We start from the raw sequence: 14,036 nt of genomic DNA on the forward strand, positions 1-14,036 counted from the left end.
CGTGAACTGGTCAAGGCTCCAATGGATACCCAATTGCTTGATGTGATCCGCAACGCCACAAACAAGGGCTGGGTGTTGGGTCAAGGGCATTTTCAGGAAAAGATAGCTCGCCTGGCTGAGCGTCGGGCAATGCCTTTGCCGAAGGGGCGACCGAAACGGACCGCGGCGGGTTAATCGAGTCTGACCCCATATATCTAAAGGATGAACACTTTGGCCTGGGACTTGCGGCTAATCGCAGCGGACACGGTGAACGGCTCGGCGTGCTGCTGCTCGTCGCTTGCCTGGCCAGCTTCCTGCTGCGCCTGATCGGGGAGATCGCCCATGCACATCATCTGGAGCGGCACTGCCAAAGTAATACTCGCCGCTCACGCGCTGTTCTGTCCTCCATCAATTTGGCACGGCAAGTCACAAGGAAGGGACAGTTGGCCTTTCCCTTCTATGAATTTATGGCTGCGCTGCGGCATCTGCGCAGGGGCTTTATGCAGGAATTTTGAGGGGGAGACCTCAGAGTCTGCCCCCATATGCACTACACTTGCAATCACACATGTTGGATTGTAAGAACTGCCCCCATTCTGTGCTCAAGGTTTGTACCGGGCACAAAAGTCAGCAACCACGTCTTCCTTCACTTCCCGCGCGACGCCGTCAAGATCAGGAAACACGAAAGACGTCGTTATGCCAAGGCTCTTCATTTGCTTGTTGATGACTTCCCAATGCCCCCTCGGTATATAGATCTTGTGTATGTCCCGCGATAATGCCTCGTACCAATCCAATGGTTCTATACGTGAGCCATGAAGCGTGAACACGCCGCTCTGCGAACGAATGCGCCTATCGATATGTGGAGCGGATACACAAACTGGAAAGTCACAATCTTCAGCGGGTGAGGGAAAAACGTAGTGCGCCCATTTTCTTGCATTGCCACTGATGTCGACCACCTCGTGTCTGTTCTGCGCATGTCCATTCAACTTAATAGGATTGATAACATAGACCGCAGCACCTCCTTTACAAGTTCCACTATGTGAGCGCTTAAACTCGTCAAGGTAGTCCTCCGGTGTTTTCTCTTCATCGTCCAGCGCCGGGTATTCCCCCTTAGTGTTCGGCCTCGGTATCGCGAAATATAAGGCCACCAGAGCATTCGTCGTCCAGTCGAGAAGTCGGGTTGGCGCACCATAGTGCTGCATGATGAACATCCACTCGAAATCGTTTTGCGGCGTCATCGTCAGAAATGGACGTGCCCTTCGCTTAAATTCGGAAAGCGCTGTCTCAAACGAGGGGACAACATACCTGCTTTCCTTATGATATTTCTGAATGATTTCTTCGGCCTCGGAAGATGGTTCTATCCGAGTGTAATTTCTTAACAGGTTGGGCGTGAGTTGATCGTTTGCATTAGATTGACCACGGAACCATAAAGGACCATCTTGCGTTGAGATTTTGTTGATCGTGCGGATGAAGGTTTCGACAGTGGTTGCAACGTGTTTATGCATATGAGTGCATTATCGGTAGAGTATTCCTGAGAAACGGGGTCAGGTCTTGCAATTACACATGCTTGATTGCAAGACCTGACCCCGTTCTCAGAGTTGGGTAACTTTCGGCATCTTGATGGGTGAAAGCAAAGTATATGGGGCTCGACGTAGACCACCGCCGAAAATGAAAACCCGTCACTGACGGGCTTTTCTATTTTGCCGATTTGCGACGGCACTTGCCGGCCGACGCAAATTTATGGGGCGGGCACGAGATGTGACCCCATATATACGTTTTAGCTTAATCGAGTCTGACCCCATAGATAAGAGTCTGACCCCATATATCGAATCGAGTCTGACCCCATATATCCTAAAAAAGTCGCTCCAATTCTTCTTTACACCAAATTTTGGAGGCAAGCTGTCGATAAAACTCAGTACGTTGGTCTAGACCAGAAATGTCTGCGCAGGGAACTGGATCACATTTGATTCCACTTTCGGTTGAGAATTTGGTCCAGTTTGGTTGGTTTTTGAAAAAATTTTCTGTGAGTGTCTGCGCAAGTACGTTTTCACCAGAGTATCTCTGCAATTTATCCGTATAAGCCATGTCCTTCATGGATCTGTTTCGGCCACGCGGCAATAGGATTAATCCACCAATGCTGTTCCGTTTTGCAGTGAACTCAGACGTAGATGAGAAAGGTTTGCCTCTTGCCTTCGCGATATCTGCATTAGCGTCGGCAAAATCATGCGCAATCAAATGTTCAACGTCGAATGTCCTAGAGTCGCGAGAACGATCCACATAATCAGAGAATCCAACCCCAGTTGCCATTTCAAGAGAACGCTCAAGATACTCAGCCAGTCTGCCTAGCAAGTGCAGAAGATCTTGTCTCTTGATATTCTCGTAGGTAGCTCCGGTTATGCCATCAACCTTATCGCGCTCGTTCTGAATACGCTCACTGAGCTTTACTTTTAGTTCTGCGACATCAAGATCTCGAATCTCCTTTGCCAGCTCAAAGATCAGGTCTCGAATATTGTCGTAGGTATTCTCTTTTCCGTTCAATACCCGTACCGTCGCAAGATAATCTAAGAAATACGAGATGGCTTTGATTTTCTTCGTGGCGTCCGATGTTGTATCAGTCGGCTTAACTGTGCTGAAAATAACCATGGCTTGGAGCGTTAAATCTCGTGCGCCGTTGAAAAACACATGGGGGAAGTTTTCGTCGTATTTTTGTTCGCCATGTTTAATCTGACAGTACAGATTAACGAAATATGGAAGTGTCCCTGTTAACAGATTCGAAAAATCATCACTCGTCTTGAGGCCTAAACGGTCCTTGTTGTCGATTACCCAGCGATGGTAGCTATCGCCAATCAGTTCGAAATCGCCAGGCGCGTCTCCTCGCTTCTTGCCTCGAATCGTATCTGCATATTTACTACGAATCCAAGTCTTAAAAAAGTTTGAATCCTCATCACTCCCCAGCCCTTTCAACTTTTGGATACAGTCCATCCAACTCGCATGGGCGGCTTGATTCTGCTGATTATTTGAGATGCTTGAGAGCAAAAAGCCTTTGAGCAAATCAATGGGGCTTAATTTCAAGCCACGATCATTCATAGTTACAAATACTTTATGACCATCTTGCTCACGCGGAACGCCAATCTCAAACATGCATACGCATTCCGTCAGATAGTCAAATAGATGGGGGAGTAGATTTTGATCCTTAATCTCTGCCGCCAAAAAATTATCAATTTCTTGGTATAACGACCAAAGTCTCTCAGTTCCCGAATCTTTATTTTGGATAGAGTCAACGGCTGCAGAAAGTTCGTCGTCGTCCGTCGGCCCATCAATGAGAAGATCAAACAGATCGTGGCGCGGTTTGTCCATATCGAGATTGAACTCGTTCTGTCCCGCGACTCGACGACGAATTGTTTGATCAACTGGCGAAATAGAAAGGTTAGGTTGTTTCTTATTGAGACGATGGACGTAGGATAAGAGCAGCGTAAGAGTGGTAATTCGCTGCTGCCCATCGACAATTGCCTTTCCTCCTTGTGCAACTTGAGTGGTTATGATGGTCCCGAGGAAGTAAGAATCGTAACCTAGTACATCTTGCCTCCCGTGATTAGGCTTCCAAGTTGAAAGAAACGCCTCCTGAATATCGGTTAGCAGTTCTTGTAGATGCTTCACAGTCCACTTGTAGTCACGCTGATAGGTGGGCAGTACAAATTTCTGCTGCAAGCAGGTATTTACAGTTTTACGATCAAAGGTAATTTGCATTGTTTCTTTCGGTTGATTCGTACAGGTCAAATTCAAAGTCTTTCAACTGCTAGTCGTGTCAAATGTAGGACGGACGTCACAATTTTGTAGGCTCGTTTTGGGGAAGTGCATGGTTTAACTTACACCCATAGTTAATCCAGAAAAATTTAACTGGCCAGCGTGGTTTAATTTGATGCATTAGAGCGAGCGCAGCGGATGTTGGAGGTGTATTTTCCTATTGCTCCAAGGAATTATTGATCCCATATTTATGGGGGGGATAAGAAAGTACACCGCCAATACCGCTCAACTCACATACGTTCCATGAGGTCAGGGGGGCTAACGACCAGAGCTGAGCATTATTTCGACCCTTTCCAAACTAGATGGGGTCAGACTCGATAAAGTCTTAAACCGAGTCTGACCCCACATATCTGTAACTGGTTGATGCCCCCTTGAACAACCTGTCAAGTCTATTTTCCAAGCAGGTAATTTAGAGATTGGCCAATCTGCGGTAGACCAAGTACGATAGTCAATGCGTCGGCGGCAGTGCCAACGATTGTGGAAATCTTCGAGCCAATTTCAGAGTTGCGGATAACTTCTTTGTATTTCGGGTCGATAACTTGGTGACCCATAATTATCTCGATCGAGTCAAGTATTCCCGCAGTGCCGGTGATATGGTACTCGTCGATTGCAGCGATTAGCTTCCTCAAGTTTCGTGCTAGATACCTTTTTACATCAATATCGAAATCCGATTGCAGCGTTTCTGCTAAACATTCGTCGAGATCTGATCGTATTTTTTTCAGTGTATCGGCTTCAAGGGGCTTGGTTCGCGATTGAACCTGCAGCAGTTTTGCGTGTAGTCTCAGATATGTGTAGGAGTGGGAGTCAATGTTGTTGATAAATGTGCCCCATTGGCTTTGAAGTTGTTGGCTGATGAATGCATGCCCAACCTGATTATTCCAATGCTGCCAAGTATTCTGCTCTTCAGGGTAAATATCCTGCAGCGCCTGAATAATTTGGCTTGGCAACTCCATGACTTTGCCCATCCGAATCAGGAGATCGGGTGAGTTTTGGTCGGTTTTTAATATTTGTGCCCAAGCTGCCTTGCAGCCACTTTGAGCGCCTATTGATTTTCCTTCTTCGAGAATGGATAAGAGGCGGTATGCTGGATTGGTACAGTCCATACTTTTAAGTAAGAAATTTTTTAGGTAGGAATTGTTTTGTGTAGTGATACGGTGCACCGTAGCCCCCCATTTATGCAACACGGGGGCTTATCAATAAAGACTAACTAAAAGTAACATGATTTTACTTTCTTTCAGGAAATCTATGCGGCTGTAAAGTCAGTTTCATAATGGCTTGTATTCGCTCGGCTTTTTTCACTAACGACAGAAAATAAAATGGGCACCACAAAGGTGCCCATTTCTGTAGCGATGTGCTCCCCAGTCTTGACTCGAACCAGCAGCCAGGAGCAGATCAGATTTCTACTTCCCCCAACTATCCTTCAATGTCACCACCCGATTAAACACCGGCTTAGTCGCCGAGTGATCCACGCGGTCCGCCACAAAGTACCCATGCCGCTCAAACTGGAACTTCTCATCCGGCAGCGCATGCCGCATCCCCTGTTCCAGGTAAGCGGTAATCACTTCCTTCGCATTCGGATTCAATGACTGCTTGAAATCCTTGCCGCCCGCATCCGGATTCGGGTCGGTGAACAGGCGGTCGTACAGGCGCACTTCCGCTTCCAGCGCATGCTGCACGCTGACCCAGGGGATGGTGCCCTTGACCTTGTAGTTGGCGCTGCCTTCGGTGCCGCTCTTGGAATCGGCGAAGTAGTTGCAGTGCACGGCGATGACCTTGCCGTTTTCATCCTTGTCGCAACCGGTGCATTCGACCACGTAGCCGTACTTCAGGCGTACCTTGTTGCCGGGGAAGAAGCGGAAGTAGCCTTTGGTCGGCACTTCCATGAAATCTTCTTCCTCGATCCACACTTCCTTGGTGAGCGGGAAAGTGCGGTGGCCGCGTTCCGGGTGATGCGGGTGGACCGGCGCCTTGCATTCGTCGACCAGGTTGTCGGGGAAGTTGTCGATGATGAGCTTCAGCGGCCTCAACACGGCGACGGCGCGCGGGGCCTTGGCGTCGAGGTCGTCGCGCAGCGCGCCTTCGAGCGTGCTCATGTCGATCCAGCTGTCGGACTTGGCGACGCCGATGCGCTCGCAGAACAATTGGATCGATTCGGGCGTGTAGCCGCGGCGGCGGATGCCGACGATGGTGGGCATGCGCGGGTCGTCCCAGCCGTCGACGATGTTTTCTTCGACCAGTTGCAGCAGTTTGCGCTTGCTGGTGATGGCGTAGGTGAGGTTCAGGCGCGCGAATTCGGTTTGCACCGGCAGCGGTTTCTTGAAGAAGCCGCCTTCGGCCAGGCGCTCCAGCAGCCAGTCATAGAACGGGCGGTGGTCCTGGAATTCGAGCGTGCAGAACGAATGCGTGACGTTTTCGATCGCGTCCTCGATCGGGTGCGCGTAGTCGTACATCGGGTACACGCACCACTTGTCGCCGGTGCGGTGGTGGTGCGCGTGGCGGATGCGGTAGATTGCCGGGTCGCGCATGTTCATGTTGGGCGAGGCCATGTCGATCTTGGCGCGCAGGATGTGTTCGCCATCCTTGAATTCGCCTGCCTTCATGCTGCGGAACAGGGCGAGCGATTCTTCGGCCGGTCGGTCGCGGAACGGCGAGTTCTTGCCGGGTTCGCTGAAGGAGCCGCGGTTCTTCGCCATGTCTTCGGCGCTCTGGCTGTCCACGTATGCGTGGCCGGCAGTGATCAGGTATTCGGCCATGAAGTACATCTGGTCGAAATAGTCGCTGGCGAAGTACAGGTGGTCGCCCTGGTCATCCTTCCAGTCAAAGCCGAGCCATTGGACCGCGTCGAGGATGGTGTCGACGTATTCCTGTTCTTCCTTGGTCGGGTTGGTGTCGTCGAAGCGCATCGTGCAGCGCCCGCCGAAGTCACGCGCGAGGCCGAAGTTCAGGCAGATCGATTTGGCGTGGCCGATGTGCAGGTAGCCGTTGGGCTCCGGCGGGAAACGGGTAATGACGGACGGCAGGACATTGCCGTTGGGATCGGTGCGGTTCGCGTACTTGCCGGAAGCGAGATCGGCTTCGATGAGGCCGCGCAGGAAATTGGAGGCCGGAGCGTTGGTATCGGTCGCGGCGGCTGCGGCTTTTTTCAGATCGTTGCTCATGTTCTTGGATGTCTGGTCGGTGGATTGCGTAACCGATCATTTTACCGTAGCGCGCAAGGGGCGGGATTGCGTCGCGGCGTGAACTTGCCGCGAAAACACGATTTAACGCCAGCGGCGCGGTATCGGCTCGCGCCACCGTGCGTAGCGAAAGCGGCGGCCCTTGATGGTTTGGCTGGAGGCAAGGCGGAAATGGCGCTACATTGCACGGCACTCAACAAGTGAAGGAGGCCCATCATGGTCAAGCGGGAAGATCTGGACGCGGCGGTGCGCGCGGGCGTACTGAACCCGCTGGAGCTGGATGCGCTGTTTGCGTTCCTGCGGCAACGCGCGGCGCAGTCGCCGTCTGCCGATGCGGCGCGCTTTTCCGGCACGCATATCCTGTATTACCTCGGCGGCATGCTGGCCATCGGCGCGGCGTCGTTGTTTGCGACACTGGCGGTCGAGGCGCTGGGCATGGGCGCGCTCCTGGCGCTGTCGCTGCTGTACGCCGGGATGGCCATGTGGGTAGCGGCAACGCTGGAGCGCAAGGGCTTTGGCATTCCCGCCGGGATTTTTGCGACGCTGGCCGTGGCGCTGGTGCCGCTGGCGGTGTTCGCGCTGCAGCATGTCCTCGGTTTCTGGGCCGACGGGCCGCGCGCGGCGCATTACCGCGATTTTCACCGCTACATCGACTGGCGCTGGCTGGTGATGGAACTGGCGACGCTGGCGGCAGGCGCAGCGCTGCTGCGGCGGTTTCGCTATCCGTTTCTGGTGATGCCGATTGCGGTGACGCTGTGGTACATGGGCATGGATATCGTGCCTGCGCTGGTGCTACAGGCAGGCGAGGGCGCTGCCTGGTCTTCCGGCGCAGGATCGGAAGCGATATGGGAATTGCGCAAGGTGATCTCGCTGGTGTTCGGCCTGGTGATGCTGCTGGTGGCGTTCTTCGTCGACCTGCGTGCGCGCCACAGCAAGGATTACGCCTTCTGGCTATACCTGTTCGGCCTGCTCACGTTTTGCGGCGCGCTGTCGATGATGGGCAGCGGCCGACTGGCGGGCAAGCTGGTCTACCTTGCCGTGCATTTCGTGCTGGTGTTCATCGGCGCGGTGCTCGCGCGCCGGGTATTCGCCGTATTCGGCGGGATCGGCATCGCGGCCGTGCTGACCGATCTGTCGTGGCACCTGTTCAAGAACAGCTTCGGCTTTGTGCTGGTGCTGACGGTGCTGGGCTTTGCGCTGATCGCGCTGGGGCTGTGGTGGAGCAAGCACGAAGCGGCGATGTCGGCGCGGCTGCGTGCCGTGCTGCCGGCCGATCTGCGCGAACTGCTGCAGGCGCGCCATGCCTGAAGGCGCGGGCGATGCGGTTTGATCTAGGTAAGACGCGTTTCAAACAGGCGGAATGCGCGCGTAAGAAGTTGATTTATGTCTACGTATTTTTACGGAAAAATCGATTAAATAGCCGAGTAGTCATTTTGACAATAGTATGAAGGGCGCTCTGAATATCCCGTCATCCCTGTGGTGTGCCGCTTCCCGCACGCGTCCGGTTTCCCATGACCGGCACCGCGCGCAAACGGGCGGCACGCCGTTCGACTCGCCGTCCGGGTCGTTCCGCTCCGTCGCTGGAGCGGTGTTGCGCGGCCGGCACGATGCTGGTCTTTGCGCAGGCAGTTTCGCCAGCCGATAAGCGTTGCAGCGCTTTTCGGCGCGACCGCCTGACCGACCGGGTCGATCAGGTGCCGGTGCCGCAGTTCCGCGTGTTTGGATCGTCCCGTCGTCCGGTAAAAACAACTATCCGAAGGAGCGATGCATGACGATTAGACGCGAGGACCTGGCCGCCGCTGCCGCGGTGGGCCTTCTTCATTACAAGCAGGTCGAGCCGCTGCTGGTATTCCTGCTGCAGCGCGACTTGCGCGAAAAGCGCGAGGAAATGCTGGCGCAGATGCGCCCGGCGCCATTCCAGCGGCTCAACCGCTGGCTGTCCTATCTGGCCGGCGCGCTGGCGTTGGCGACCGCGATCCTGTTCGTCGTCTTGCTTGCCGACCGTGGGCATCTGGCAGGCGATATCGACCTGCTGCTCTTTACCTTTCCCTATGGCCTCGGGTTGCTGGTGCTGGTTTTGTCGGTACGGCGGCGCGGCATCGGTGCGCGCCTGCGCATGCCTGCGGCGCTGGTCGTGGCGTCGGTCCCGCTGGCGGTGCTGGCGCTGCATCATGTCGGCGTCTGATTGCCGCGACCAATAAGCACGGTTGGCCGGGTTCAAGCAAGTCCGGCGAGGAATGTAGCGCAACAGCGCTGTTCATCTGTTTCGCAGTTTGGCAGAGTCCGATAAGATATTGCGTTTATGCAAGATGCCACGGATTGAGTCGATATGCGGATCGGTATTGCTGTTTTTTCATGCGCCTTGCTGTTGAGCCAGGGCGCATTGGCCAGGGAGCCTCAGAAATCGTCGGCGGATTTTGCAACCGATGCGATTACGAAAGGCGACAGCCGTAAGGGCGCCCAGGCGGACAAGGCGCAGGACGCCAAGCCCGCGCGTGCCCTGACCAATGACGAGATCGCAGCCATGATCAAGACGCGGCTGGCGGAAATCCGCAAGAACAGGGCAGCCAGGCTCGCCGACGAGCGCACCAAGGCCGCCGCCGAATTGTCCGAGCGCACCGAGCATTGGAGCTATGACGGTGAAAGTGGCCCGGAAAAATGGGGCAAGCGCAACCCGGCATGGGCAACATGCGCCTCGGGCAAGCGCCAGTCGCCGATCGACATCCGCGACGGCATCAAGGTCGACCTCGAGCCGGTGATGTTCGATTACCTGCCCTCGCGCTTCAACGTGCTCGACAACGGCCACACGGTGCAAGTCAACGTCGGCAGCGGCAACAGCATCACGCTGACCGGACGCAAATATGAACTGGAGCATTTCCATTTCCACCGGCCGTCCGAGGAAAAAATCAACGGCCGCGGCACGGAGATGGTCGCGCACCTGGTGCACAAGGATGGGGACGGCAGGATCGCGGTGGTGGCGGTGCTGATCGACAGCGGCGCGGCGCACGGCTTGATCCAGACGGTCTGGAACAATCTGCCGCTGGAAAAGAACGAGCCGCTGGCGCCGATCTCGACCATCGACATCAACCAGCTGCTGCCGCAGCGGCGCGACTACTACACTTACATGGGTTCGCTCACCACGCCGCCCTGCAGCGAAGGCGTGCTGTGGATCGTGATGAAAGAGACGATCCAGGCGTCGCCGCAGCAGATCGCCATTTTTGGCAAGCTGTACCCGATGAATGCGCGGCCGGTGCAGGATGCATCCGGGCGCCTGATCAAGGAATCGAACTGAGAGCCGGTTCGAAAACTACTGCGCAGACCGCTCGCTACGTTTTCAAACCGGCTCTGGGCGTCTTCACATCTGCTTGAACAGGTGCGCGAACACCCGGCTCACCGCCAGGTTCTCGCTGCGCCCGCGCAAGCGCAGCGCCAGCTTGCCGCTGTCGTCGCGCACCGCCGCCTGCACGCAATGGACATTGACGACCGTGCCGCGATGGATCTGCCAGAACTGGTTCGGGTCGAGCTGCGGCAGCAGCTCCCTCAAGCTGGTGCGGATCAATGATTCGCTGTCGGCGGTGACGATATTCACATACTTGTCGGCGGCTTCGAAATAATGCACGTCGGCCACCGGGATCATGCGGATCTGGTTGCCGACCGCGGCGCGCACGATGGACAGCTTTTCTCCCGAGGCCGGCGCGGCCGGAACCAGTGCGCGCAGTTGCCCGACGATGCGTTCCAGCTCGCTGTTGCGCTCGGCATTCTTTTGCAGCCGCGCTTTCAGGCGGTCGACCGTCTTCGCCAGGCGCGTATCGCTTACCGGCTTGAGCACATAGTCGGCCGCAGCCTGCTCGAAGGCCGCCAGCGCATAGTCGTCGTAGGCGGTGACGAACACCACCAGCGGAAACGGCACATCCGCCGGCCAGTCCTCCGCCAGTTCCTGCGCCGCTTCCAGCCCGCTCTTGCCCGGCATTCTAATGTCGAGGAACAGCACGTCGGGCCGCTGGGCCAGCGCTTCCTGCACCGCCGACACGCCGTTGTCGAGCACGCCGCCGACCTGCAGCTCCGGCCACAGGCGCGCCAGTGTCTGCACTAGCGTAAAGGCGAGAATCGGTTCGTCTTCTGCAACCAGAGCGCGGATTGTCGTCATAGCGGGATCCTGATTTGTGCGATGGCGCCTGCGGGCGTATTGGGATGGAGTGTCAAGCTGGCGTACTGGCCGTACAGCGCGCGCAGGCGTTCGCGGATGTTGGACACGCCGACCCGCGTGCCGGGCTGCTGCTGCGGGCCGTCCAGCCCGAGGCCGGTGTCGGCCACGCTCAGCGCCAGCGTTCCGGCCTCGTGCGCCGCGGCGATATCAATGCGCCCGCCGCCGATCTTCGGCTCGAGCCCGTGCCTGATCGCGTTTTCGACCAGCGGCTGCATCAGCATGGGCGGGATCATGGTCTCGCGCAATGCGTCGGGCAGGTGCAGCGCATACGACAGGCGTGTCCCCATGCGCACCGACATCAGTCCGAGGTAGGCGTCGAGCAGCGCAAATTCCTGTTCCAGCGTGGTCTGTGCCGAGCGCGAGGCCGACAGCGTGGCGCGCAGGTACTGGATCAGCTGGTCGAGCATGTGCTGCGCGCGCTTGGCATCGACCGCGATCAGGCCCTGCAGGTTGGCCAGCGTGTTGAACAGCATGTGCGGCTCGATCTGGGCCTGCAGCACTTGCAGCTGCGCCTGCAGCGCCTGTTTTTCGATGGCGGCGGCGCGCGCCCGTTCGGCTTCCACGGAAGCCCTGAGCAGCGCGACCTGGCCGTTGGTCCAGAAAAACCAGGAGACGACGGAGCCGGTCAGCACCGTGAAAATGAACATGCCGGTCGGGTCGCCCAGCGGATAGAACGGGGCGTTTTCCGTGTCCAGGCCAAGCAGGCGGCTGGCGATGGCATTGCCGAGCAGTTTTGCCGTGGGCATGGCGACGGTCACCAGCCCGATGAAAGGAAGCCGCGGCGGCATGTAGCGGCCCCACAGCAGCATGCGCCCGCCGTCGATGAACAGGAGCGCGAGCATGCCGATGCACATGGAATACACCAGGTTGTAGCGAAATTCCTTGCCGACATGGAGTGCGTAGGTGGCGAGGATCGCGCAGAACAGGTTGATGGCGATGCCGATCGTCAGATGCGACGCCAGGATGACGGCCAGCGGGCGCGGGTCGGGGATGGTCGGCAGTGCAGTCGGGGGGCGGCTCACGAAGGCGTCTCTTGCTTGTTTTTTGTTAGGCGGCGTGCGCGATGGCGGAAATGGTAACCCGTTTTGCCGGCGGCGCAGGTCGGTGCGCGTCCGATTGCCGGCGGATTGGCTGCATTATCGGGAGCTTGCCGCTATCGGTCACGCGCGTTGCGACGAAACGCGCGTTCGATGGCGCGAAGCGCCGGAATCGGGGAGTGAATCAGAACCCGACCGCCTGCCCGTCGCGGCGCGCATCGCTGGCGGCGATATAGCCGTTTTCCCTCTTCCAGACGAACTGGCCGGAGCCGAAGTCGAGGCTGTCGTCGGCGGCGGTCGTGATGTGGTGGCCGCGCCGCGCCAGCTCCTGCGCGATTTCCGGCGCAGTCGCCGCCTCCAGCTCAACTGCCATGCCGCCGTTGATCTTCCAGCGCGGCGCGTCGCAGGCGGCCTGCGGCTGCTGGCCGTAGCAGAGCATGCGCACCAGAGCTTGCAGATGCCCTTGCGGCTGCATGTTGGCGCCCATGACGCCGAAGCTCATCTGCGGCTGGCCGTCCTTCGACAGGAAGCCGGGGATGATGGTGTGGAACGGACGCTTGCCGGGCGCGACGCAATTCGGATGCTTCGCATCGAGCGAAAAGCCTGTGCCGCGGTTTTGCAGGCTGATGCCGGTTTCGGGCACCACGACGCCCGAGCCGAAGCCCTGGTAGTTCGATTGGATGAAGCTGACCATCATGCCGCTGTCGTCGGCGGCGGCGAGATAGACGGTGCCGCCCCGGGGCGCGCCGTGCCGGAACAGGCCGGCGCGCGTCCGGTCGATCAGCCTGGCGCGCTCGGACAGGTAAGCGTCGTCGAGCAAGTCGTGCGCCGTCACCTTGCTCATGTGGCGGCTGTCGGCCACCCAGCGGTAAGTGTCGGCGAATGCGAGCTTCATCGCCTCGATCTGCAGGTGCAGGCTGTCGGCGGAATCGCATGGAAAGCGGCCGATCTCGAGCTTGTCGACGATGCCCAGCGCCATCAGGGCCGCGATGCCCTGGCCGTTGGGCGGCAGCTCGTGCACGGTGAAGCCGGCGAAGTCCTTCTGGATCGGCGTCACCCATTCGGGTCGGTAGCCGGCCAGGTCGTCGAGCGCCAGCGCGCCGCCGTGCTGCTGCGCGTGCTGCACCATTGCCTCGGCCAGCTCGCCGCGATAGAACACTTCGCCGTGGGTTTCGGCGATGCGGGTCAGGCCATGCGCCGCGTCGGCAAAGACGAATTGCTCGCCGATATGCGGCGCTCTGCCATGCGGCATGAACACGCGCTTGAATCCCGGCTGGTCTTTCAGGTGCGGAACGGCCGCAGCCCATTTGCGCTGCACGATGGGCGACACCAGGTATCCGCGCTCGGCCAACTCGATAGCCGGCTCGAACAGGTCGGAGAACGGCAGCCTGCCGAAGCGCTCCGCCAGCTCGACCCAACCGGCCACCATGCCCGGCACGGTGACACTGTCCCAGCCGCGCTGCGGCATTTCGCCGGCATGTTTGCGTTCAAAATACGCCGGCGTCCATGCCGCGGGCGCCGGGCCGGAGGCGTTCAGGCCATGTAGTTCGGTGCCGTCCCAGATCATGGCGAAGGCGTCGCCCCCCAGCCCGCACGAAACCGGCTCGACCACCACCAGCGCGGCGGCGGCGGCGACGGCGGCATCGACGGCATTGCCGCCCTTGAGCAGCATGCGCAGGCCGGCTTGGGCGGCCAGCGGCTGCGACGTGGCGACGACATTGCGTGCCAGCAGCGGAGTGCGGATGGAAGGGTAGGGGTTATTCCAGTTGAAGTCGGCCATGGCAAGTCGTCTTGTGGGTGTCGGACTTCCGCCGCAGGGCGGCGGGGCTCATCTTG

General features: G+C 57.7%; 11 protein-coding genes. 4 read left to right on the top strand and 7 right to left on the bottom strand.

The features are described 5' to 3' along the window. The first annotated feature begins 260 nt into the window (after positions 1–260). The gene (locus TSA66_RS27360; protein WP_198358816.1) at positions 261–494 is read left to right on the top strand and encodes a hypothetical protein; all 234 of its coding nucleotides are present in this window, start codon (positions 261–263) and stop codon (positions 492–494) included. 84 nt (positions 495–578) lie between these two features. Here the strand turns inward: TSA66_RS27360 and TSA66_RS14985 are convergent, their stop codons facing one another. From TSA66_RS14985 to TSA66_RS15000, 4 genes are all read right to left on the bottom strand, one after another. After that, positions 579–1,481, bottom strand: coding sequence for an FRG domain-containing protein (locus TSA66_RS14985; protein WP_052452349.1), 903 nt, complete (start codon positions 1,479–1,481; stop codon positions 579–581). 346 nt (positions 1,482–1,827) lie between these two features. Next, positions 1,828–3,723, bottom strand: a complete 1,896-nt coding sequence (locus tag TSA66_RS26265; RefSeq protein WP_040040562.1) for a DUF262 domain-containing protein — start codon at positions 3,721–3,723, stop codon at positions 1,828–1,830. 446 nt (positions 3,724–4,169) lie between these two features. Next, complete coding sequence (locus TSA66_RS14995; protein WP_157691707.1) at positions 4,170–4,940, bottom strand: hypothetical protein; 771 nt, start codon at positions 4,938–4,940, stop codon at positions 4,170–4,172. A 240-nt stretch (positions 4,941–5,180) separates the two neighbouring features. Then, a complete protein-coding gene (locus TSA66_RS15000) occupies positions 5,181–6,938 on the bottom strand; it encodes a glutamine--tRNA ligase/YqeY domain fusion protein (protein WP_040040564.1) in 1,758 nt (585 codons plus the stop codon). Positions 6,939–7,172: 234 nt separating this feature from the next. Between TSA66_RS15000 and TSA66_RS15005 the strand changes: the two genes are divergently transcribed. From TSA66_RS15005 to TSA66_RS15015, 3 genes are all read left to right on the top strand, one after another. Then, positions 7,173–8,264: a V-type ATP synthase subunit I domain-containing protein gene (locus TSA66_RS15005; RefSeq protein ID WP_052452350.1), complete on the top strand. Its 1,092-nt coding sequence runs from the start codon at positions 7,173–7,175 to the stop codon at positions 8,262–8,264. A gap of 460 nt (positions 8,265–8,724) precedes the next feature. Further along, positions 8,725–9,141: a hypothetical protein gene (locus TSA66_RS15010; protein ID WP_040040566.1), complete on the top strand. Its 417-nt coding sequence runs from the start codon at positions 8,725–8,727 to the stop codon at positions 9,139–9,141. Between the two features lie 144 nt (positions 9,142–9,285). Beyond that, positions 9,286–10,248, top strand: coding sequence for a carbonic anhydrase (locus TSA66_RS15015; RefSeq protein ID WP_040040567.1), 963 nt, complete (start codon positions 9,286–9,288; stop codon positions 10,246–10,248). A 63-nt stretch (positions 10,249–10,311) separates the two neighbouring features. Here TSA66_RS15015 and TSA66_RS15020 read toward each other — a convergent pair whose 3' ends face one another. The 3 genes from TSA66_RS15020 to TSA66_RS15030 all read right to left on the bottom strand — a co-directional run bounded on the left by TSA66_RS15020 (position 10,312) and on the right by TSA66_RS15030 (position 13,980). Beyond that, positions 10,312–11,103: a LytR/AlgR family response regulator transcription factor gene (locus tag TSA66_RS15020; RefSeq protein ID WP_040040568.1), complete on the bottom strand. Its 792-nt coding sequence runs from the start codon at positions 11,101–11,103 to the stop codon at positions 10,312–10,314. Further along, on the bottom strand, positions 11,100–12,185 hold the full coding sequence (locus TSA66_RS15025; protein WP_040040569.1) for a sensor histidine kinase: 1,086 nt from the start codon (positions 12,183–12,185) through the stop codon (positions 11,100–11,102). Before TSA66_RS15025 ends, TSA66_RS15020 begins: the two co-directional genes overlap by 4 nt. A gap of 199 nt (positions 12,186–12,384) precedes the next feature. Beyond that, entirely contained in the window at positions 12,385–13,980 is a 1,596-nt protein-coding gene (locus TSA66_RS15030; RefSeq protein WP_040040570.1) for a gamma-glutamyltransferase family protein, read from the bottom strand. Positions 13,981–14,036 lie beyond the last annotated feature (56 nt).

Source organism: Noviherbaspirillum autotrophicum (assembly GCF_000818395.1).
GTDB classification, from domain to species: domain Bacteria; phylum Pseudomonadota; class Gammaproteobacteria; order Burkholderiales; family Burkholderiaceae_D; genus Noviherbaspirillum; species Noviherbaspirillum autotrophicum.